The 20,312-nt window shown below is 70.6% G+C and carries 21 protein-coding genes; 12 read left to right on the top strand and 9 right to left on the bottom strand.

What is annotated here, in order from left to right:
• Window positions 1–30: 30 nt before the first annotated feature.
• The gene (locus BR07_RS0105710; protein ID WP_027504600.1) at window positions 31–1,062 is read right to left on the bottom strand and encodes a LacI family DNA-binding transcriptional regulator; all 1,032 of its coding nucleotides are present in this window, start codon (window positions 1,060–1,062) and stop codon (window positions 31–33) included.
• A 49-nt stretch (window positions 1,063–1,111) separates the two neighbouring features.
• Between BR07_RS0105710 and BR07_RS0105705 the strand changes: the two genes are divergently transcribed.
• Window positions 1,112–2,329, top strand: a complete 1,218-nt coding sequence (locus tag BR07_RS0105705) for an MFS transporter (RefSeq protein WP_027504599.1) — start codon at window positions 1,112–1,114, stop codon at window positions 2,327–2,329.
• Here the strand turns inward: BR07_RS0105705 and BR07_RS0105700 are convergent.
• Window positions 2,277–3,569, bottom strand: a complete 1,293-nt coding sequence (locus BR07_RS0105700) for an MFS transporter (protein ID WP_027504598.1) — start codon at window positions 3,567–3,569, stop codon at window positions 2,277–2,279. The genes BR07_RS0105705 and BR07_RS0105700 overlap by 53 nt on opposite strands.
• Window positions 3,570–3,601: 32 nt before the next feature.
• Between BR07_RS0105700 and aroQ the strand changes: the two genes are divergently transcribed.
• Complete coding sequence (gene aroQ, locus BR07_RS0105695) at window positions 3,602–4,096, top strand: type II 3-dehydroquinate dehydratase (protein WP_051613097.1); 495 nt, start codon at window positions 3,602–3,604, stop codon at window positions 4,094–4,096.
• Window positions 4,097–4,110: 14 nt separating this feature from the next.
• Window positions 4,111–4,935, top strand: coding sequence for an acyl-ACP thioesterase domain-containing protein (locus tag BR07_RS0105690; RefSeq protein ID WP_081821125.1), 825 nt, complete (start codon window positions 4,111–4,113; stop codon window positions 4,933–4,935).
• Window positions 4,936–4,995: 60 nt separating this feature from the next.
• On the opposite strand, the gene BR07_RS0105685 is transcribed toward BR07_RS0105690, so the two are convergent.
• The gene (locus BR07_RS0105685; protein WP_027504595.1) at window positions 4,996–5,514 is read right to left on the bottom strand and encodes a PadR family transcriptional regulator; all 519 of its coding nucleotides are present in this window, start codon (window positions 5,512–5,514) and stop codon (window positions 4,996–4,998) included.
• Between the two features lie 130 nt (window positions 5,515–5,644).
• Here BR07_RS0105685 and BR07_RS27305 point away from each other — a divergent pair, with 130 nt between their 5' ends.
• Window positions 5,645–6,073, top strand: coding sequence for a DUF1707 SHOCT-like domain-containing protein (locus tag BR07_RS27305; RefSeq protein ID WP_051613096.1), 429 nt, complete (start codon window positions 5,645–5,647; stop codon window positions 6,071–6,073).
• Here BR07_RS27305 and BR07_RS0105675 read toward each other — a convergent pair.
• Window positions 6,015–7,358 (bottom strand): cytochrome P450, encoded by a 1,344-nt coding sequence (locus BR07_RS0105675; protein WP_027504594.1) that lies wholly within the window; start codon window positions 7,356–7,358, stop codon window positions 6,015–6,017. The genes BR07_RS27305 and BR07_RS0105675 overlap by 59 nt on opposite strands.
• An 89-nt stretch (window positions 7,359–7,447) precedes the next feature.
• Between BR07_RS0105675 and BR07_RS0105670 the strand changes: the two genes are divergently transcribed.
• Entirely contained in the window at window positions 7,448–8,077 is a 630-nt protein-coding gene (locus tag BR07_RS0105670; protein WP_027504593.1) for a TetR/AcrR family transcriptional regulator, read from the top strand.
• A 1-nt stretch (window position 8,078) separates the two neighbouring features.
• On the opposite strand, the gene BR07_RS0105665 is transcribed toward BR07_RS0105670, so the two are convergent.
• Genes BR07_RS0105665 through BR07_RS0105650 form a run of 4 tightly spaced genes read right to left on the bottom strand, consistent with a single transcriptional unit; the run spans window position 8,079 to window position 12,586 of the window.
• On the bottom strand, window positions 8,079–9,269 hold the full coding sequence (locus tag BR07_RS0105665; protein WP_027504592.1) for an NAD(P)/FAD-dependent oxidoreductase: 1,191 nt from the start codon (window positions 9,267–9,269) through the stop codon (window positions 8,079–8,081).
• 40 nt (window positions 9,270–9,309) lie between these two features.
• Window positions 9,310–10,641 carry a glycosyltransferase family 2 protein gene (locus BR07_RS0105660; protein WP_231476218.1) on the bottom strand — a complete coding sequence of 444 codons (1,332 nt, stop codon included), beginning with the start codon at window positions 10,639–10,641 and terminating at the stop codon, window positions 9,310–9,312.
• The gene (locus BR07_RS0105655) at window positions 10,638–11,636 is read right to left on the bottom strand and encodes a glycosyltransferase (RefSeq protein WP_027504590.1); all 999 of its coding nucleotides are present in this window, start codon (window positions 11,634–11,636) and stop codon (window positions 10,638–10,640) included. The genes BR07_RS0105660 and BR07_RS0105655 overlap by 4 nt, the downstream gene beginning before the upstream one ends.
• Entirely contained in the window at window positions 11,633–12,586 is a 954-nt protein-coding gene (locus BR07_RS0105650; protein WP_027504589.1) for a WcbI family polysaccharide biosynthesis putative acetyltransferase, read from the bottom strand. The genes BR07_RS0105655 and BR07_RS0105650 overlap by 4 nt, the downstream gene beginning before the upstream one ends.
• A 194-nt stretch (window positions 12,587–12,780) precedes the next feature.
• Between BR07_RS0105650 and BR07_RS23500 the strand changes: the two genes are divergently transcribed.
• Genes BR07_RS23500 through BR07_RS0105625 form a run of 5 tightly spaced genes read left to right on the top strand, consistent with a single transcriptional unit; the run spans window position 12,781 to window position 17,353 of the window.
• On the top strand, window positions 12,781–13,866 hold the full coding sequence (locus BR07_RS23500; RefSeq protein ID WP_231476217.1) for a hypothetical protein: 1,086 nt from the start codon (window positions 12,781–12,783) through the stop codon (window positions 13,864–13,866).
• On the top strand, window positions 13,863–14,996 hold the full coding sequence (locus BR07_RS0105640; RefSeq protein ID WP_027504588.1) for a glycosyltransferase: 1,134 nt from the start codon (window positions 13,863–13,865) through the stop codon (window positions 14,994–14,996). Before BR07_RS23500 ends, BR07_RS0105640 begins: the two co-directional genes overlap by 4 nt.
• The gene (locus BR07_RS0105635; RefSeq protein ID WP_027504587.1) at window positions 14,993–16,018 is read left to right on the top strand and encodes a glycosyltransferase; all 1,026 of its coding nucleotides are present in this window, start codon (window positions 14,993–14,995) and stop codon (window positions 16,016–16,018) included. The genes BR07_RS0105640 and BR07_RS0105635 overlap by 4 nt, the downstream gene beginning before the upstream one ends.
• Before the next feature lie 30 nt (window positions 16,019–16,048).
• Window positions 16,049–16,846 (top strand): glycosyltransferase family 2 protein, encoded by a 798-nt coding sequence (locus BR07_RS0105630; RefSeq protein WP_027504586.1) that lies wholly within the window; start codon window positions 16,049–16,051, stop codon window positions 16,844–16,846.
• A gap of 9 nt (window positions 16,847–16,855) precedes the next feature.
• Window positions 16,856–17,353, top strand: a complete 498-nt coding sequence (locus BR07_RS0105625; protein WP_027504585.1) for a SixA phosphatase family protein — start codon at window positions 16,856–16,858, stop codon at window positions 17,351–17,353.
• Here BR07_RS0105625 and BR07_RS0105620 read toward each other — a convergent pair.
• A complete protein-coding gene (locus tag BR07_RS0105620) occupies window positions 17,332–18,225 on the bottom strand; it encodes an SDR family oxidoreductase (RefSeq protein ID WP_027504584.1) in 894 nt (297 codons plus the stop codon). The genes BR07_RS0105625 and BR07_RS0105620 overlap by 22 nt on opposite strands.
• 153 nt (window positions 18,226–18,378) lie before the next feature.
• Here BR07_RS0105620 and BR07_RS0105610 point away from each other — a divergent pair, with 153 nt between their 5' ends.
• Entirely contained in the window at window positions 18,379–18,762 is a 384-nt protein-coding gene (locus tag BR07_RS0105610; protein ID WP_027504583.1) for a VOC family protein, read from the top strand.
• A gap of 182 nt (window positions 18,763–18,944) precedes the next feature.
• Window positions 18,945–20,294, top strand: coding sequence for an MFS transporter (locus BR07_RS0105605; protein ID WP_027504582.1), 1,350 nt, complete (start codon window positions 18,945–18,947; stop codon window positions 20,292–20,294).
• Window positions 20,295–20,312 lie beyond the last annotated feature (18 nt).

Below are 20,312 nucleotides of genomic sequence, written 5' to 3'. Positions count from 1 at the left end.
GGCGGTGGTTCGTGTGCAGCCTCGCACGCCTCACCTCGTCGAGGTCCGCCGCACGACGTGCCACTCCGGTGTCGCGACCGGCTCACCCGCGAGCACGGCCCGCGCAGCGCTGCGCCCCTGCTCGTACAGCGACTGGGCCACCGTCGTCAGCCCTGCGCCCGCCGCTTCCTCGGTGTCGTCCCACCCGACCATCGCCAGGTCGCCCGGCACCTGCAGGCCGCGGTCCCGCACCACCGACAATGCTCCGAGCGCCACCTCGTCACTCATCGCCAGCACCGTGTCCGGCCGCAGCGCGTCCAGGTGATCCTGCATCGCGCGCGTCCCCTCCGAGCGGAAGCTGCCGGTGCCGAACGCCACGGGCACCGCGGACCAGTCGAGCCCCAGCGCCTCGGCAGCCGCACGGTAGCCCCGCAGACGGTTCCTCGTCACCGGGAAGTCGATCGTCTCCGGATCCGGTCCGTGCACGAGGCGCCGCTCCCGATGCTCGTCGGCAGGAAAAGCGAGCACCAGCGGTCGCGCGGCACCCGCGAGGGCGATCAGGGCGACCGCCTCGGCCGCGGCGGCGTCGTCGATGCTGACCAACGTCGTGCCGTCGTGCTCCGGACCGCCCTGCACGCACACGGGTCGCCCGGTGGCGACGGCCGCGTCGAGCAGTGGGTCCCCGGTGACCGTGGTCCAGAAGACGTACCCGTCCACGGCGGCGTCGCGCACCCGGTCGACGTCGCGGGCGACGCGCGTGTTCGGCAGGATCACCAGGCCGGTGTCGGTGTCGAGGCACGCGTCGGCCACTCCGGACAGGAACCGGCGGGCCTGCGGGTCGTCGAACGCGTACGTCAGCTTCTCCGTCAGAAGCACGGCGAGGTTGTTGCTGCGGCCGCTGCGGAGCGACTGCGCGCCCCGGTGCGGGCCGGTGTAGCCGAGTCGCTCGGCGGCGTCGAACACCTTCCCCCGCGTCTCGTCCGAGACCCGCTCCGGCCGCCCGTACGCGTAGGACACGCTCATGACCGAGACGCCGGCCGCCGCCGCGACGTCGGCCATGGTGACGCGTGTGTGCGAGGTCATCGATCGCCACTCTATCGCCCACCCCCGTCCGTGTGTATCGTTACACAGCATGTCCACGGCACCTCCGCGCGCGAACACGCCCGCTCTGCTCGTCCTCGGCGCGACCGCGTTCATCTACGTCACGGCGGAGACGCTGCCGGTGGGACTGCTCCCCGAGATGTCCGCCGACCTCGGTGTCGGCGAATCGGCCATCGGGCTGCTGCTGACCTTCTACGCGTACGCGGTCGCCGTGATCACGTTGCCGCTGATGGCGGCGGTGAAGTCGTGGGACCGTCGCAAGGTCGTCGTCATCACCGCCGGAGCACTCGCGGTGTCGCAACTCGTGTCGGCGGTGTCCGTCGGCTATCCGATGCTGGTCGGAGCACGACTGATCTGCGCGGCCACCCACGGTGTGTTCTGGGCCGTGGTGGCTCCGGTCGCGGCGTCACTCGCCGCACCGGGCAAGCGCGCGAAGGCGATCGCGCTCGTCTACGCCGGGACGTCGTTGGCACTCGTCGCGGGCAATCCGCTGACCGCCGCCCTCGGACAGTGGACGCACTGGCGCGTCGCCGCGGCGACGCTCGGCGTCGTCGCGCTGGCCATCACCGTCGCCCTCACCCGGTTGCTGCCCGCTCTCCCGGTCGCGACTCCGGTCGCCACCACGGCCACGTCGCGCCCCGGCATCAGCAGGGTGCTCGTCCTGCTGTGCGGCATCACGTTCCTCGCCGCGCTGGGCCACTTCGCCGGCTACACGTACTTCGCGCTCGTGGTCGGCGAGGGCATCGGCACATCGGGGAGCGTGCTCTCGACCATGCTGTTCGTCTACGGACTCGCCGGCGTCGCCGGCATCTGGCTCATCGGTCGCACGTACGACCGCGGTCCGTGGCGCTCGACGATCGTCGTCCTCACCGCCATCACCACGGCGCTCGCGGCGCTGGTCCTGGCGCTGTCCACCGGATCCGGCGTGCTGGCGATCGTCGCCATCGCTCTGTGGGGCATGGCCTTCACCACCATCCCGGTGTGCATCCAGTCCGCCGTCCTGCACTCGGCACCGGCCGGGGCCGCGGCGGACCGCGCGTCGGCGATCTACGTCGTGACCTTCCAGGTGGCCATCGCGACGGGTGCCCTGGTGGGCGGCGGCATCGTCGACACCCTGTCGGTGACGGCGGTGCTGGTCTTCGCGGCCGTCACCATGCTGCTGGCACTGCTCGGGGTCCTCGCCGGGCGGTCGGCCTTCACGGCTCCGACGGCTCCCGTGCCGGTCGCTGCGACCGCATCCGCTCCCTGACCTCACGCCAGGTCCGGGGCGAGATCCCCGCGTCGCGACGGGTCTTGCGGCGGGCCACCAGCACACCCGTCGCCGCCACGGCCCAGACCGCGTACTGCGTGAGCCACGCGACGCGGAACGCCTCGAAGGTGTAGCCGCCCATCGCGTTCAGAATGGCGCCCATGGCCTGCATCACCAGCAGCGACGCGAGGAATCCGCCGATGTTCACCATGCCCTGGGCGGTGCCGAGCGCGACCGACGGGTTGAACGTGCGCGCGTAGTCGAAGCCGATGGCCGACCCCGGGCCACCGACCGAAATAACGACCACCAGGACGAAGAGCAACCACGTCGGCGCGGGTCCCGGAAGAGCGAGCACCACCGCCCACATGAGAGCGTTGCTGGCCATGATCGCCAGCACCATCCACGACCGGCGCATGGGATAGCGCCCCGTCAGGATGCCGACGACGATGCCCGACACGATGGCCGACACCACCGACGTGGTGAGCAGCGCACCCACCACCGCGGACGACACGCCCTGCGCCGAACTCAGGTAGGGCACTCCCCACATCAGCGCGAACACGGTGATGGAGAACTGCGTCCCCATGTGGGAGAAGAAGCCGAGCCGGGTACCGGGCCGTGACCAGACGACGGAGATGTTGCGCACCGTCTCGCGGAACGTCACCCGCGGCGCGCTGCCGGGTCCGGGATCGGGCGAGTTCGAGACGGCGAGGAACGCGGCCAGCGCGACCACCACCCCGCTGCCCGCGGCCGCGCCGTAGGCGACGGACCACCCCCCGCCGTGCAACAGCGTCAGGAACGGCACCGCGGACAGCACCTGCCCGACCTGCCCGAAGATGCCCGTCAGCTGCGAGACCAGCGGAACCCGGCGGGGCGCGAACCACTTCGGCACCAGCCGCAGCACCGAGATGAACGTCAGCGCATCACCGACACCCACGACGGCACGGGCCGCCACCGCCACCGGCAGCGAGTCGGTGAACGCCAGGATCATCTGCCCCGACGCCATGACCAGCGCTCCCGTGACGATCATCGCGCGCGGACCCACCCTGTCGAGCAGCACTCCCGCGGGGATCTGCATGGCCGCGTAGACGACGACCTGCAGGACGACGAACGACGACAGCACCGACGGACTCGCGGCGTACCGATCCGCCGCGTCGAGCCCCGACACACCGAACGACGTGCGATGCAGGACGCCGACGATGTAGGCGAGGACACCTGTTCCCCAGACGATCCACGCGCGCATGCTGCTCAGTCTCCCGGGTAGAGTCCGCACCCATGACCCACGGTCACGCCCACCACGACACGCTGCCTGACGACGGCCGGCCTCCGGCCTCCCCGCTGCCCATCCTGGTGCTCAACGGTCCGAACCTGAACATGCTCGGAACCCGCCAACCCGAGGTCTACGGCACCGAGACGCTCAACGACGTGGTCGCGCTGTGCCGCGAGACCGCGGAACGCCACGGACGCACGATTCGTGCCGAGCAGTCCAACCACGAGGGCACGTTGATCGACTGGATTCACGAGGCGCGCGGGACGGCGTCGGGAATCGTCATCAACCCGGGCGGTCTGACCCACACGTCGGTCGTTCTGCGCGATGCTCTGGTCGTGCCCGAGATCCCCGTCGTCGAGATCCACATCTCGAACGTGCACGCCCGCGAGGAGTTCCGACACCACAGCTTCGTCTCGGGGATCGCCGTGTCGGTGATCGCCGGGTGCGGCGTCCGCGGGTACCGCTACGCCGTCGACGAGATCTGCGCCCGCACGTCCTGACCATCACGTCGGAAATGAGCACCATGGACCTCTCCCCCGTCACCAACCACGAACTCGCACCACAGCCGCCGACGGGCGAGGGGTTCGAGACCGCGTGGCCCATCCGCGCCGGCGACGTCGACACCGCGAACCGCCTGCGCTACGACTCCGTCGCCCGGTACCTGCAGGACATCGGGTCGGACAACCTCGACGCCTCCGGACTCGGGGAGACGGATCCGTTCTGGATCGTGCGCCGCACGATCATGGACATCGACCGACCGTCGGTCTGGCCCGAGCGGATCACGTTGCGGCGCTGGTGTTCCGGTCTGTCGACGCGATGGTCGAACATGCGCGTCGACATCACCGGCGACAAGGGCGCGCACATCCGCACCGAGGGATTCTGGATCAGCATCTCGTCGACGACGGGCATGCCGACGCGCATCTCCGACGAGGGGCTCGCGCTGCTCACCCGCACAGCGGGCGAGACCAGACTCAGGTGGAAGCAGTGGCTCCGCGATCCGGCCCCGGAGTCCTCACTGACAGATCTCGCGTTCCCGCTGCGCATCACCGACGTCGACGCGTTCAACCACGTGAACAACGCCGCCTACTGGCAGGCCGTCGAGGAGGTGCTCGCCCGCGCGGAGTCCGGCGAGATCACCGGCGGACCGCACCGCGCGGTCATCGAGTACCTCTCGCCGATCATGGCGCCGGATCACGTCACGCTCCGCTGGCGTCGGCACGACGTGGACGGTGCACCGGCGGTGACGGTGTGGTTCATGGTGGACGACGCGGTACGCACGATCGCGTGCGTGGTGGCGCGCGCCGGCGCGAGTGGCGTTTCTGCTCCTCTCGCAGACTGATTCGGCGGGATCCCGCTCGCAGGCGGCGCGAGGAGAGCAGAAACCCCGGAGGCCGGTCGCCTACTGCCAGGGCAGGCCGTCGAGCCAGCTCAGCACCATCGTCTCGTAGGCAATGCCGAAATCGAGGGTGGCCGCGGCGTACGGATCGTCGAGCGCGGCGTCCTTCTGCTCGCGATACCGGCGCAGGTTCTCCTCATGCGTGCTCCGGTGCGCCGCCACTGCCTCGCTCAGCACGGACGCCGGCACGTGCTCGCCGAAGGAGATCATCAGCAGCAGCGGATGACGAATGACCTCCGGCTCGGGGAGCACCGAGATCCAGGCGGCGAACTCGGTTCGCCCCGCGTCGGTGATGCGGTACGGCTTGCGATCACGCGCCTGCGTCTCGAGTTCCTCCACCAGTCCGGCGCGGGCGAGGCCGGAGAGTTCGCGGTAGACCTGGGAGCGCGTGACCGTCCAGAAGCCGCCGATGCAGACCTGCGCCGTGGCGACGAGGTCCCATCCGGACATGGGCCCGTTGTGCAGGAATCCCAGCAGAGAGGCCGCCGTCGCGTTGACGGTGGTGCCACGAGTGTCGGCCATGGCGTCATCGTCCCACACCTTGACAGTCCACAGTGGACGGTGCAGTCTGAGATCGGACATTCCACAGTGGACTGTCGACCCCCGATCTCGACCACCCCGATCTCGACCACCCCGACGAATCGAGCGTTCGATGACCGCACCGCAGACACACGAGCAGGCACTCGCACTCCTCACCGCCGCGGTGGGAGACGGGCGCCTGACCCTGGACGAGTTCGACACCCGCTCCGCGGCCGTGGTCTCGGCCCGCTCCGATGCAGACCTGGCCGCCGTCACCGCCGATCTGCATCCAGCGCCGTCCACACCCGGACATCCGACGACCGTGCCCGCGGCCGCGTGGCTGCGGTGGGCGTCGGCGGTCGCGCTGTGCAGCGCGATCTACGTGATCACCTGCGTCGCCTCGCGATCGATGCTGTACCCCTGGCCCGTCTGGGTGGCCGGGCCGTGGGGCATGGTGCTGCTCGTACACAGCATCGCCGCGTCGACACAGGGCCTCGGCACCGTCAGCTGCGGCGCTGCAGCCGCACGGGCTGCCCGTCCTTGGGATACGGCAGGGAGGTGAAGTCGATCGGTGTCGCACGATCGGCCGGCACCGACCACGTGTGGTGGCGCAAGAGGTGGTGCAGCACCATCGTGATCTCGATGGCCGAGAAGAACTGACCCAGGCACGTGTGGACCCCGCCGCCGAACGGTTGCCACGCGAACTTGTGCGGCAGCGCGCGACCGTCGAAGCGGGTGGGGTCGAAGACCTCGGGATCCGACCAGTAGGTGGGATCGTGATGCGTGTAGTGCGGCGTGGCCACCACCATCACGTCGGCAGGCACGTGATGGCCGCGGATCACCGTGTCCCGCACCGTCCATCGCGCCATGGTGGGCAGCGGAGCGAGCATGCGCAGCGATTCCTTCATCACCGCGTCGAGTGCCGTCAGACCCGCCCGCGCCTCGGGTGCGGAGACATCGGGGCCCGCAGCCAGCGACTGCCGGCGACATTCCTCCTGCCACTGCGGGTGTCGGCCGAGCTGATCGACCATCGTGGAGATGGTGATGGTCGACGTGTCGTGCGCTGCCATCAGCAGGAAGATCATGTGGTCGATGATCGCGTCGTCGGAGAAGCGCTCGCCGTCGTCGTCCTCGAGGTGGGCGAGCACCGAGAACAGATCTCGGCCGTCGCCGCGCCGCCGATCCGGAAGATAGTCCCGCAGGAAGTCTTCGAGGAAGCGTCGACCCTTCAGACCCCGGCGCCACCGACCACCGGGCACGTCGAGCCGGACGATGGACGTCGCCGCCTGAACACAGTCGACGAAGGCCTTGTTGACGGCGTCCAGCCGGGTGTCACCGTCGCGCACCCCGCCCATGAACACCTCGGTCGCGAGGCCGAGCGTCAACGACTTCACGGCGGGATAGATCTGGAAGTGCTCCGACGAGTCCCACTCCTGCACGGTGCGGGCGATCAGCGGTTCCATCGCCGCGGCGTAGGACGCGAGACGGTCCTTGGTGAACGCCTGCTGCAGCAGCCGCCGGTGGTGGCGGTGCTCGCCGAGGTCCATGAGCATGAGCCCGTTGTCGAAGAACGGCCCGATGAGCGGCCGCCAGCCGAGTGCGTTGCTGAACGCCTTGTCCCGGTTGGTCAGGATCTCCTCGCACCCGTCGGCGCCGAGCACCAGCACCACGCGCCGGCCCGCCATCGTGTGCCACGAGACCTGCCCGTAGCGCCGCTCCTGCTGCCGCCACAGGGCGAGGGGGTCCCGGATGTACTGCATCGAACGGCCGACGTAGGGGATGCCCGCGCTGCCCATGACGGGACGGAGATCGGAGCCGAGCGGTGGGGCGGCGAGCGCGTGAGCCATGGGGCCTCCTGAGTATCTGACAGGGCATCCTGTCAGATGTAGTGTGCGTCACAGGAGAGGCACTCGTCAAGACCTGCGAGACTGACGGCATGGCGGAACCCGCGAGCAGGACCTACGGCGGAGTGGACGCGGCGGACCGCGCCGTCCGCCGCCGGGCCGCACTGATCGAGGCGGGCCTGGACCTCATGTCCTCGGTGGGCACCGACAAGACGACGATGACCGCGGTCTGCGCCGCAGCCGGGCTCACCGAGCGGTATTTCTACGAGAGCTTCCGCACCAAGTCGGACCTGCTGCTCGCCGTGCTCGACAGCGTTGCCGACGAGGTGAGAAGCGCTGCGATCCATGCCGTCTCGTCCACGGACGGAGACGTCGCCGACCGCGTGCGGGCCGCTCTGAGCGCCGTGGTGTCGATCATGCTCTCCGACCCCCGCAAGGGCCGGATCGCGTTCGTCGAGTCGATGGCGTCACCGACCCTGCGAGCTCGACGTCAGGCGACCATCGACGCCGTCGCGGACGTGGTCGTCGAACGCTCGCACGAACTCTGGGCCGACCGCGCACTCCCGCCGCCGCAGGACCGGCTCATGGCGCTGATGTTCATCGGCGCCTGCTCCGAACTCGTCTCCGCCCGGTTGCAGGACCACATCGGTGCGACCCCCGACGAGATCGTCGATGCTGCTACGCAACTGTTCCTCACCGGAATGCTGCGCCCGACGAGCTGACTCAGAGATGGCCCTTCAGCAACAGGTGCCAGTACGTGAACGGCAGGCCGAACCGGTCGCCCGCCCACGAGAGCCGACGGGGCTTCAGCGGGTCCAGGAACGACGGCAACGACGACGTGATCTCGCCGGTGCGATCGAACTCGGCCGCGATGAGACGCCGCGCGTCCACCGGGATCGGCGCCACGGTGTAGCCGTCGTACTCCCCCAGCGCCTCGTTCGATCGTTGCGCCAGCACGTTGTCGACGAGGATCGACACCTGGCGCCGTAGTCCGCCGCCCGAGGGATCGGTGTCGATGGACGCGCCGTCGCCCACGGCCCACACGCCCTCGTGTGTGCGGTGCCGGAAGGTCCGCGGATCCACGTCCACCACTGCGTGCGTGCCGGGATCAGCGCTCGCCAGGCCGGTCTCCTCGACCCACCGCGGTCCGCGGTAGGGCGGCACCAGATGCAGCATGTCGTAGCCGATCCGCTCGGTGCGACCGTCCGCGCCGGTCACCGTGATCGATCGCTCGCCCGGCGCGAGCGCCGTCACGGCGGTGCGGTGAAGCACTCGGACATCCAGCTCCCGCAGGTACTTCCGCAGCCGGGCGTCGAGCGCCGGCACTCCCACGAGATCCGGGCGGTCGACCACCAGCGTCATCGACGGCGCGGCACCCACCTTCCGCCAGTGCGCGGCGGCGAGGAACAGCGGCTTGATGGTGGTGCCGGTGCAGCTCACCGGCGCACGAGGAACCGTGAAGACGGCGTGCCCGTCGGGACGCATCGTCTGCACGAGGTGCCAGGTACGCGTCGCCTCGTCGAGGTAGTTGCTCGCCACCGACGACGACGCCAGCGCCGCGTCGATTCCGGGCAGTGCGTCGTGATCGGGCACGAGACCGGATCCCACGACGAGGTCGCGGTAGCGCACCTCCGTGCCCGACTCGGTGCGCACCGTCCGCGTCACGGTGTCCACCGAGACGACACGCTCCTGGATCCAGGTACAGCCTTTCGGTGTCACCGAGCGCTGGGAGCGCTGCGCGGACGCGAGGGACGCCTGCCCGCCGCCGACGTAGGACAGCAGCGGCCGATAGGTGTGCACCTCCTGCGGTTCGATGACCACCACGTCGGAGACGCCCTTGTTCAGGAAACGGGCGGCGGCGCTGATGCCCGCGTTGCCCCCGCCGATGATGACGATGTCGTGCTCGGTGGTCATGATGCCTCCGGTGTCCTGTGACTCGAATGGTTCGGGGGTCTCACCACGACAGGTCCGGCTGATGCGGACCCGCGGCGATGCCGACCTCGTCGGCCGGTACGTCCGTGATGCCGAACAGGTCGGCGAGGGCCTGCTGCGGGGTGCGATCCAGTGCGTCGGCCCACCGGCGGGCCCGGCGCACGGCGCGCCACGACCACCACTCCACACTGCCGCCGGGCACGGTCGACCGCACCAGACCGGGGCCTTGCGGAGGCGTCGACGCCGCCAGCGTCCGCGCTGCATCCGGGGCCAGGACGACCGGACCGACGAGGTCGAGCCCGAAGCGGCTGCGCCGTACGTCGTCGCCGCCGGGGACACCGAGGCGGATTCGCGGGTCGTCGGTCCGCCACGACGCGACGAGATCCGCGGCGTCCGTCCCGTCCACCCACACGGTGACGTCCCCCTGCGCGAGCACCGATCCCACCGTCACCAACAGCGATGCGGCACTGTGCCCGTCGGCGTGCACGACGGCCGTGAGGTCGGGAACGGCGTACCGGACGCCGTGGGTGCGCGCAGCGGGGTCGGTGACGAGTGGAAGCAGGGACAGGGCCTCCGTGTTCTTCTGCTCGGTGCGTTGCTCACCGGGTCGGCCGGCCCAGTCGGGACCGTCGTGCCAGGCGACGGCGTCCGGCACGTGCGCGATCAGGGCGCCGGCGAGGTAGGCGCGATTGGCCAGCTCCCAGTCCTCGCCGCCGTATCCGCCGAACGACTCGTCGAAGCCGCCGATCTCCTCGAAGAATGCTGCGGTGCAACACATCACCGCGCTGATGACGTGGCGATAGGAGCGATGATCGGCATCGAGCAGATCGCGCGAACCGCGGTACGCGTCGATCAACCAGCGCGGCTCGTCGAGGATCTCGTCGTCCGGCCCCGGAAGTCGGCCCAGCGCGGACAGGTCCGCGTGTCGCCGTCGACCGACGGTGAGCGCATCGGGAACCAGCGACGGCAGACGCACGAGCGCCTGGAGGTACCCGGGCTCGGGAACCGTGTCGGCGTCGAGGAAACAAAGCACGTCACCGGACGCGGCACGGGCCCCGAGATTGCGCGCCGCGGCGGCGCGGAAGCCACGGTCCTCCTGCGAGACCACCGTGACGTCGAGCGCACTGCGGACGAGCGGCGCCGTGGCCGAGCCGTCGTCCGCGACGATCACCTCGAACGCACGGTACGTCTGCTGCTCGAGCGCCGCGAGAACCAGATCCAGCGACCGTTGCTGCTCGAAATAGGGCACGACGACGCTGACCGACGGGCGCGGAGCATCGATGTCGCGCAGCAGGTCCCACCTGTTTCCGGGCACCGCGTGGCCGAGCGGGGTGGTGACGGCGGTGGTGATCACGCGTGCACCACGACCGACTCCGCGTACACCCGCACGTGCGCGGCGCCGACCTCCACGCGCGTGGGGTGCGCGACGACCCCGTCCTCCAGCCGCGTCGACTCGGGGTCACCCGCCGCGTCGGCCAGCGCCTCGGCGAGACGGTCCTCCTCGTACAGGGTCACGGTGCCGGGCGAGCGCCGGGCGAACTCACGGGTGTACGCGCCGGCCACCACCAGCGGTCGACGGCCGTGCTCGATCCAGGTGTTGATCGACCCGGACGCGGACATGTGCCGATGATGCGCCACGGGAACGGTGACGCGGCCGAGTTCGACCGGAAGGTCGGCGTCGTCGATGTAGCCGGTGACACGCACGGTGGTGCCGTGTGCCGCTGCGGACTCGGTCAGCTCGTCGACCAGATGATCGTGTCCCGGCGACGGCGTTCCCAGTGCCAGCAGGTGCGCGCCCGGGGGCAGCGCGTCCAGCACCTCGGCGTGTCCCTTGCCCGGGTACAGGAACCCGAGGACGCCGACGGTCACCTCGCCGCTGTCCGTGCGGATGCCGGCCCCCGTCGCCACGGGAAGCGGGATCACGACGGACGGGGTACCGATACCGGCCTCGCGCGACAGGTCTCGTTCGTGCTCGCTGCTGACGATCACGGTGTCCGCGCACGCGACCACCCGTCGGTAGCACTCGACGCGCGCGGACGCGGATCGGCCGTCGGACGGCTGCGGCAGATCGTGCAGCGTCACCACGAATGCGGAGCCCGACGCGTGGATGCGCCGCGCCAGGTCCTCGACCACCCCGGCCGCAGCCGTCGCCGGTGACCCGAACAATCGGTCCGTGACGTGCAGGTGCACGACGTCGACGTCCGGAATCGACGTGACGTCAGTCGCGGACTCGTGACGCAGGAGCGTCGACTCGAGACCGGCGTCGATGATGCCGTCGCGGATGCGCAGCGCGAACTGCACCACCCCGTGTCGCTCGGGACCGATGACGAGATGCGCGACCGACGTCACGAGTCGACCTCCGGTAGCAGCAGCGAGAGTGTGTCCGCGTGTCGGGTGAGCGCGGCGTCCACGAACGCGGGATGCTCCGCGTACCACTGCAGTTGGCGACGGTGAATGTCCTCGGCATCGACGACGGAGCCGCCGATCACCCAGTCCGGCCGGGGCGCGGCGCCGAGGCCGAGCGCGTCGATGACAGCGGACTCCAGCGGCGTGTGCACCGAATCGAGCAGTACGCGGCCCGGATCCGCCGCCGCAGCGTCGACACCGGCTGCCGACAGGATGCGCGTGGCCAGCTCGAGCAGCACCGGATTGCCGGGGTGGTTGATCGTGTGTGCGGCGTCCGCTCCGTGGGCGGTCAGGACGTCCGAGATCGCGACGTCGCAGTCCCGGCGCTCGCGTCGTGCGAGTTCGGCGATGCTCGCCTCGGCGTTCGCGCGCAGCGCGTCAGGGGCGACGGGAGCGGCGCGCCACTCCTCGGATGCCACCCTGCCTGCGGCCACGAGCACCGTGCGCAGATCGTGGTACGGAGCGCCGGCGGGAGACGCCGACGGGTCGCTCGGGTGCCGCACGATCACCTGGAACGGGTACAGCCCGCTGTACCGGAAGACCGGCCACCGCACGACCCGGGCGTGCTCCGGCAGCATCGACGCCACCTGGTTCGTCCCGATCGGCAGGTCGCGGTAGTCGTCGCGAACCGGCTGCGCCAGCAACACCGAGGCCCGGCCGGCCAGCTCGGCGAGGTGCCGCACGTCGGCCGAGTCGAGTTCGTGCACCGGCGGCATGCGCACGGTCCGGAACGGCGCGTCCGGCACCTCGTCGAGCATCACTCGCACGGCCTCGGCCTGGCAGTTCCCGAGCACGATCCACAGCGGTGGATCGTCGGGCACCGGGTCGAGACCGTAGAACTCGCCGTAGTGACGCGTCCGGCCGTCCGGCTCGGTCGACGCAGAGTGAGGCATGACGTCGGGTTACCCGGACAGCGCGCAGGCGAAGCGGTGAGAGACCTGCACGACACCGCGTTTGTGGACGAGCCCCCCGGGGCATTCCTCTTTTGTCGTGGTCCAGAAGGCGGCCCGATCCCTGTTCGTACACCCGTGCCGCCCTGCCCACCCCTCGGGCGCGCGTGTCTGCCCCCGAGAGGATGACCCGAGCCGTGATCGCCGTCGCATCCATCCCTGCTGCGCACCCGTACGTCGCCGCTGTCGTCGCCACGGGCGACGACATTCTTCTGCTCGACGATCCCCGGCCCCTCGAGGCGACCACGCCCGGGCAGTGGTGGCCGCCGCGCCTGCTCGAGCCCGACTATCTCCGCGCGCACATCGACGACATCGACGTGGTGCACCTGCACTTCGGCTTCGACGCCGCCACACCGGACCGTCTCGCCGACGTCGTCTCCGTGCTGCGCGAGTCGTCGACCCCCCTGGTTCTCACGGTGCACGACCTGCACAATCCACACTTCGCCGAGCTCGACATGCACCGGTCCCAGCTCGACGTCCTCGTCCCCGCCGCGGCCGCCGTCATCACGCTGACCGACCGCGCCGCTCGGGAGATCGAACGTCTGTGGGGCCGCTCGGCAATGGTGATCCCGCATCCGCACGTCGCACCGCTCGACGTCATCACCGCACGCGACACCACGGCGCACGAGCGCGCAGTCGTCGCCGTGCACGCCAAGTCGTTGCGCGCGAACCTCGATCCCGAGGCGGTCATGGCGACCGTCGTGGCGGCCGCGTCGGCACGCGACGCCGTGGTGCGTCTCGACATCGACGACGACGTGTTCGACCACACGAGCCACTGGTACGCACCGGAGCGCGGCGAGCGATTGCTGGCCTTCCGTGATCACCCGGACGTCGACGTGCGGGTGCATCGTCGGTTCACCGACGCGGAGCTGTGGCAGTACCTGTCCGAGATCGACGTGTCCGTGCTTCCGTACCGCTTCGGTACGCACTCTGGCTGGATGGAGGCGTGCCGCGACCTCGGCGTCGTCCCCGTCGTCCCGGACATCGGCCACTTCGCCGATCAGTTCCCGTGCCCCACCTTCGTGTTCGGACCCGGCCTCTTCGATCCCGCGTCGCTCGATGCCGCGGTGGGCGAGGCGCTGCGCACCGAGCCGACCGGCCCGGACTTCGCCGACTACCGACGCCATCAGCAGAGCGCGATCGCCGCCGAGCACGCCGCGCTCTACCGTGCCCTGTCCGCACCCGTCGCCTCGGGCCGCGCGGACGGAGCCGTGCTCGTATGACGGTCGCCGCCACCGCACGTCCACTGCGCATCGCCCTTCTCGGATCGTCGCGCTTCCCCATCGCGCAACCGTTCGCGGGTGGCCTCGAGGCACACGTGTGGCATCTCGCCCATGCCCTCACCGAGCGCGGCCATCGCGTCACGCTCTTCGGTGCCGAAGGCACGTCGACCGACGTCGCGCACGACGTCATCGACGTCCACACGTTCCAGATGAGTCCGCACGCGCGGACCGAACACATGGGACCGTCGTGGGTGGTGCACGAGCATCACGCCTATCTGTCGGTCATGCTCGAACTGGCCGGGCCCCTGGCACAGTCGTTCGACGTGATCCACAATCACAGCCTCCACTACCTGCCCATCGCGATGTCCTCGATGGTGCCGGTCCCCATGCTCACGACGCTGCACACGCCACCGCTCGCCTGGCTGGAGTCGGCGGCCGCGGTGCCGCTCAATCCGAACACCGGGTACGCCGCGGTGAGCGAGTACACGGCGCGGCAGTGGCTACCCGTCGCGGGTCCGATCCCCGTGGTTCCCAACGGGATCCCGCTCGAACGGTGGCCGTTCGGCCAGGGCACCGGCGATCGCGGCGGGGCGGGCGAGTACGCGGTGTGGACGGGCCGGTTGGTTCCCGAGAAGGGGGTCGATCTCGCCATCGACGCCGCGCGGCGCGCCGGTTACCACCTGCGCATCGCCGGACCGGCAGCCGACGACGACTACTTCCGGACGGCGGTGGAGCCCCGCCTCGGCGACGGCGTCACCTACGAGGGCCACCTGATGCAGAAGGAACTCGCCGATCTGGTCGGCGGAGCCGCCGTCGCACTGGTGACGCCGCAGTGGGACGAGCCGTACGGGCTCGTGGTCGCCGAAGCACTCGCGTGCGGCACACCGGTGGCGGCCTTCCGTCGCGGCGGCATCCCGGAGATCCTCGACGACACGTGCGGCCGCATGGTGCCCGCCGACGACATCGACGCTCTCGCCGGGGCCATCGGAGATGCTGCGCGACTCCCCCGTGCGCACGCCCGCGCTCGCGCGGAGCGCATCTGTTCGGACGCGACGATGGTGGACAGCTATCTCGACCTCTACCGCGAGTTGCTGACGACGTCGGGCCGAACCGCCGCCGTCCCTGCATGATCGGGTACTACGTCCACCACCACGGCGTGGGGCATCTGACCCGGGCCCGGTCCGTCGCACGGGCGCTCGCCGAGCCGGTGACGGTGCTGTCCTCGCGGCCCCGGCCGTCGGACATCGACCCGTTCGCGGGCTGGATCACACTTCCTCTCGACACACCCGACGGCTCCGCCGATCCCGCTCCGGACACACCCGCCGGCGGTGACGATCCGGACGACCCCACCGCTCACGGGGTCGTCCACTGGGCGCCCACCTCGGTCCCCGGGATGACCGACCGCATGGCCGCCCTCGCGCGGTTCGTGGACGAGCTTCGCCCCCGATGCGTCGTCGTGGACGTGTCCGTCGAGGTTGCGATGTTCGTGCGACTCATGGGTGTTCGGGTGGTCGTGTTCGCGATGCCGGGCGAACGCACCGATGCGCCCCATCAGCTGGCCTACCGCGTCGCCGACCGCATCGTCGCTCCGTGGTCGGCCTCGGTGTACCGGCCGGAGTGGTTGCGCGAGTTCGAGGACAGGACCGTGTACGCCGGCTCGATCAGTGCCCACGCCGATCGTGCCCGCGCCGGAACCGACCGCGACCCGACGTCCGTCGTCGTGCTCGCGGGCGCAGGGGGCTCAGCTCTCACCCCGGACCACCTCGCCCGAGCGGGTGCTGCCACGCCGACCCGCACCTGGCGCGGTGTCGGCGCGCCAGGCACCCCCTGGGTGGACGACGTGTGGCCGCTGCTGACCGGTGCCGGCGTGGTGGTCACACACGGCGGGCAGAACGCGGTGGCCGACGTGGCCGCATCGGGTGCGCCCGCGGTGGTCGTGGCCGAGAGTCGCCCGCACGGTGAGCAACTCGCGACCACTCGCGCGCTGGGGGCCGCGGGGCTGGCGATCTCGCTCGAGTCGTGGCCCGATCCGGACCGGTGGCCCGAGATCCTGAACCGTGCCGGTGCGCTGACCGGCGACATCCGGGCACGGACCGAGGTGGACGGCGCAGCGCGTCGTGCGGCAGCGGCGATCGAGGACGTGTGGGCGTGACGTCGGTGCGGACATGACGTCGGTGCTTACATGACTTCGGTGGCCGTGGTGACCATCGTGTCGGGTCGCGCGGGGCACCTCGCTGCGCAACGCCGCGGTCTCGCTCGCTCGACACGGCGAGCCGATCTGCACGTCGTGGTGTCGATGGGTGACCCGACGGTCGTGGACGCCACCGCCGTCGTTCCCCGCGTCGGCGACGCGCTCCCCCTGGCGCGGGCGCGCAACGAGGGTGCCCGCCTCGCCCTCGAGGCCGGTGCCGATCTGCTGATCTTCCTGGACGTCGACTGCATCCCGAGCCGCGAGATGATCGACCGGTACGTCCGTCGTGCGCGCGACGGAGCCGTGCTGTGCGGGCCGGTCACCTACCTGCCCGAGGTCTCCGGTGGGTACCCGGACGACCTCGACGGATGGACGAATCCCCATGCGGCGCGCCCGAATCCGGCGCCCGGGCACGTCGAGATCGGAACGAACTGGGATCTGTTCTGGTCGCTGTCGTTCGCGGTCACGTCGGCGACGTGGCACACGCTCGGGGGGTTCTGCGAGGACTACACGGGCTACGGCGGCGAGGACACCGACGTCGGCCGCGTCGCGGAACGATCGGGTCTGGATCTGCTGTGGGTCGGCGGAGCGCACGCGCACCATCAGTGGCACCCCGTGTCCTCGCCGCCGATCGAGCATCTCGACGACATCGTGACCAACGCCGCCATCTTCCACGGTCGATGGGGACACTGGCCGATGATCGGGTGGCTGAACGCTTTTCGCGAGCGCGGCGACATCGACTGGACGCCCGAGGGCAGCAGCATCGCTCGCCGCCCGGTCGGGCACTAGCATCGAGCGATGTCCGACACCCGCACCCTGATCCTGATGCGCCACGGCAAGTCCTCGTACCCGGACGGGGTGGACGACCACGACCGGCCGCTCGACGAGCGGGGCCGTCGCCAGGCCGCCGCGGCCGGCGACTGGATCCGGGCGAACGTCGGCGCCGTGGACGCGGTGATCTGCTCGACGGCGACGCGTACTCGCCAGACTCTCGAGCGCACGGCCGTCGACGCGCCGGTGCGCTTCGAGGGCACCGTCTACGGGGGCTCCCCCGACGACATCGTCCGCGAGATCACCGCGACAGACGACTCGGCGGCCAGCGTGTTGGTGGTGGGCCACGCACCCGGAATCCCCTTCACGGCACTGGAACTCGCCGACGATCAGGAGTCGGACGCGGCGGTGTGGATCCGACGGGGCTACCCCACCTCCGCGCTGGCGGTGCTGGAGTTCACCGGCGACTGGTCGGATCTCGGGCCGGGGCGCGCCCGCCTGACTCACGCGCTCCGCGTCGACTGACCCTCCACCACAGCACGATTGCGCGCGCTCTCCGAGCGACCCAGCGCCTTCACCTCGGCGTCCATCTTCGGCAGGATGCGCGGCACGTGGCGCAGCGTCGTGGCCTCACCGAGCCGAGTGGTGAGCACGGAGCGCACCCACCCGATGCCGCCCACGATGCCGGGAACGTAGACCCGGCGTGACCGCCGCTCCACCGCGCGGACGAAGGCATCGACACACGCCTCGACCGGCAGGGTGCGGCCGAGCGGCCAGGGCAGCACGGACAGCAGATCCTGGAACGCGGTGAGGTCGGACTTGGCGTCCTGCACCAGTGGAGTGTCGATCCACGCCATGTGGGCGGAGCCGACGTCCACACCCTGGTACTTCACCTCGAGGCGCAGGGCGTTGGCGAAGTGTTCGGCTCCCGCCTTGCTCGCGTTGTACGACGCGAGTCCGGGGCAGGCGGTGAAGGCGGCGAGCGAGGACACGACGAGCACGTAGCCCTTGCGCTCGATGAGCGAGGGCAGCGCCGCGCGGACGGTGTGGAAGACGCCCGTGGTGTTGATGTCGATCACGCGCTTGAACGTCTCCGGATCGACGTTGAGCACCGACCCGTAGCTCGAGATGCCGGCGTTCGCGAGGACCACGTCGATGCCTCCGAATCGCGCGATGCCCGCGTCCACGGCGGCCTGCATGTCCGCCAGATCCCGTACGTCGGCGCGCACCCCCACGGCGACGTCGCCCAGATCGGCCACGAGTGCCGTCAGAGGCGCCTCGTCCACGTCGGTCAGCACCAGCTTCGCGCCCTTGGCCGCGAGAGCCCGCGCCGTCGCCTCGCCGATACCGCGGCCCGCGCCGGTGATGAGCACGACCTTGTTGCGCACGCTGACCATGTGAGTCCTCCTGACGACGAATGTCCGGTCACCGTACCTGTGACCGGAGATGACACCTACTGTTCCTCGGAATCGGCGGCGCATTGCGGACCGTGATCGTCCTCGATCGGGAGCAGAATCTCGGTCATCATCCGACACGAGGAGAGGCCGACCATGACCGCCACGCACCAGCTCACCATGGAGATCCAGCTCGTCATGCTGCCCGTCACCGACGTGGACCGCGCGAAGGAGTTCTACACGCGCATCGGCTTCCACGCAGACCACGACGCGAGTCCGTTCCCTGACATGCGCTACGTGCAGCTGACCCCACCCGGTTCCGCGTGCTCGATCGCGATCGGGAAGAACATCACCTCCGCCGCACCCGGATCCGTCGAGGGCATGCTCGTCGTCGTGCAGGACGCGCAGGCCGCGTACGAGATGCTGCTGTCCGCCGGCGTCGAGGCCACCCCGGTGAAGGACGAGGGCTGGGGGTTGTTCACGTACTTCGCCGACCCGGACGGCAACAGGTGGGCGGTGCAGCAACTGCCGGTGGGCTGACGCCCCCGTGCGCCTTTCGCGCATCCAGGGATACGCAAAAGGCGCACGGGGGTGACGGAGCAAGGGTCCGGGCGGGCCCGATGGTGGGTCCGCCCAAGCTTCTCCCGACGACGGCACCCGGGCGTTTCGCCGGAATAGGCTGCGCCCGAATCGGCAGGCGCGCCGGTCGGACGGGGGCGGCAGTGACGGAGACCGAGAATCGGACCGAGCGGGGTGCGGCGGCGACGCGGGCACCGCGGTGGCGCACGATCGGGGCGCGGCGCGACTCCCTCACCCTCCCGTACGGGTGGGGACCCGCGATCGTGCTGGTGCTGGTCTCCCTCGTAGACCGCATCGAGTTCAGCCTGGTCGCCGCCGTGCTGCCGCAGCTGCAGGCGGAGTTCGGGTTCGGCGACACGGCGGCCGGTTCCATCCCCACCGCGGCCGCCGTCGCCGCGGGCCTCCTCGCGATGCCCGCCGCCTACCTCGCCGATCGCCACGACCGCGGCCGCATCATCACCGTCGTCGTGTTCCTGTGGGCCCTGGCGACGGTCGGTTCCGCGCTCGCTCCCACCTTCGCCGTCTTCTACCTGGTGCGCATGGGCCTCGCCGCCGCCGAGGCCATCGACAACCCGGCCAGCGCCAGCATGCTCGCCGACTTCCACCCACCCGCGACCCGCCCGACGGCCTTCGGGTGGTGGCGGACCGCGGCCTACCTCGGCGGCGCCGGCATCGTGCTGGGTGGCGTGCTCGCCGAGTGGCTCGGGTGGCGCGGCGCCTTCCTCGTCATGGCGATTCCCGGTGTGGTGGTCGCCGTCCTGATGTCACGCGTGCGCGAGCCCGAACGGGGGTACGCCGACAGACTGGCCGCGGGCAGCGCGGACACGCCTGCGCCGGAGGCCACCACCGACCCGATGCCGGTCCAACTCCGCCGCGTCGCACCGATCCGGACGCTGTGGTTCACCGGCGGCGCGCTCACCGTCATGAGCCTCGCGGTCGGTGGCCTGACGTTCTGGGTGCCCAGCCTGTTGCAACGCCGATTCGGCCTCGGCGAAGCGGCCGCCGCGTCCGCGGGCGGTGGTCTGACACTGATCGGCATCGTCGGCGGCACGCTCGTCGGATCCCTGCTCACCCGGCGAACCCTGTTCTCGACGCCGTCGCAGTGGCGCGTCCTGGTGGGCGGCACCGGAATCCTGCTGGGCACCGCGGCCATGGCCGGGGCGTTGGCCTCCGAGAGCTGGCTGCCCTTCACCGTGCTGCTCACCGTGTTCGGCTTCTTCACCGCCTGGGCGATCCCCACGCTCACCTCGTGCGTCGCCGACGTGCTCGCCCCGCGCGACCGCGGACTGGGTTACGGACTGCTGCAGATCGCCGCGACCGTGGGCGGCGCCGTCGGACCGCTCCTCGTCGGCGCGGTGTCCGACGCGTACGGCTCCCTCACCACCGGCATGGTCCCGCTGCTGCCCCTGCTGCTGATCGGGGGCGTGCTCGCCCTCTGCGCCTACCCGTACGTGTCGCCGGACGCGCAGCGGGTGCTGGACGGCGTGGCCTGACGCGCCCCTGCCCGCCCC

Source organism: Rhodococcus sp. UNC23MFCrub1.1 (assembly GCF_000686025.1).
Classification (GTDB): Bacteria; Actinomycetota; Actinomycetes; order Mycobacteriales; family Mycobacteriaceae; genus Rhodococcoides.
This window is presented reverse-complemented; position numbering and strand designations above follow the sequence as displayed.

Bases quoted from the DNA above. Each gene is read 5' to 3' on its own strand.
- BR07_RS0105630 (WP_027504586.1), top strand. From the start codon at position 16,049: ATGACTTCGGTGGCCGTGGTGACCATCGTGTCGGGTCGCGCGGGGCAC.
- BR07_RS0105670 (WP_027504593.1), top strand. From the start codon at position 7,448: ATGGCGGAACCCGCGAGCAGGACCTACGGCGGAGTGGACGCGGCGGAC.
- BR07_RS0105665 (WP_027504592.1), bottom strand. From the start codon at position 9,269: ATGACCACCGAGCACGACATCGTCATCATCGGCGGGGGCAACGCGGGC.
- BR07_RS0105705 (WP_027504599.1), top strand. From the start codon at position 1,112: ATGTCCACGGCACCTCCGCGCGCGAACACGCCCGCTCTGCTCGTCCTC.
- BR07_RS0105640 (WP_027504588.1), top strand. From the start codon at position 13,863: ATGACGGTCGCCGCCACCGCACGTCCACTGCGCATCGCCCTTCTCGGA.
- BR07_RS27305 (WP_051613096.1), top strand. From the start codon at position 5,645: ATGACCGCACCGCAGACACACGAGCAGGCACTCGCACTCCTCACCGCC.
- BR07_RS0105675 (WP_027504594.1), bottom strand. From the start codon at position 7,358: ATGGCTCACGCGCTCGCCGCCCCACCGCTCGGCTCCGATCTCCGTCCC.
- BR07_RS0105685 (WP_027504595.1), bottom strand. From the start codon at position 5,514: ATGGCCGACACTCGTGGCACCACCGTCAACGCGACGGCGGCCTCTCTG.
- BR07_RS0105700 (WP_027504598.1), bottom strand. From the start codon at position 3,569: ATGCGCGCGTGGATCGTCTGGGGAACAGGTGTCCTCGCCTACATCGTC.
- BR07_RS0105650 (WP_027504589.1), bottom strand. From the start codon at position 12,586: ATGCCTCACTCTGCGTCGACCGAGCCGGACGGCCGGACGCGTCACTAC.
- BR07_RS0105620 (WP_027504584.1), bottom strand. From the start codon at position 18,225: ATGGTCAGCGTGCGCAACAAGGTCGTGCTCATCACCGGCGCGGGCCGC.
- BR07_RS0105690 (WP_081821125.1), top strand. From the start codon at position 4,111: ATGAGCACCATGGACCTCTCCCCCGTCACCAACCACGAACTCGCACCA.
- BR07_RS0105710 (WP_027504600.1), bottom strand. From the start codon at position 1,062: ATGACCTCGCACACACGCGTCACCATGGCCGACGTCGCGGCGGCGGCC.
- BR07_RS0105635 (WP_027504587.1), top strand. From the start codon at position 14,993: ATGATCGGGTACTACGTCCACCACCACGGCGTGGGGCATCTGACCCGG.
- BR07_RS0105610 (WP_027504583.1), top strand. From the start codon at position 18,379: ATGACCGCCACGCACCAGCTCACCATGGAGATCCAGCTCGTCATGCTG.
- BR07_RS0105625 (WP_027504585.1), top strand. From the start codon at position 16,856: ATGTCCGACACCCGCACCCTGATCCTGATGCGCCACGGCAAGTCCTCG.
- aroQ (WP_051613097.1), top strand. From the start codon at position 3,602: ATGACCCACGGTCACGCCCACCACGACACGCTGCCTGACGACGGCCGG.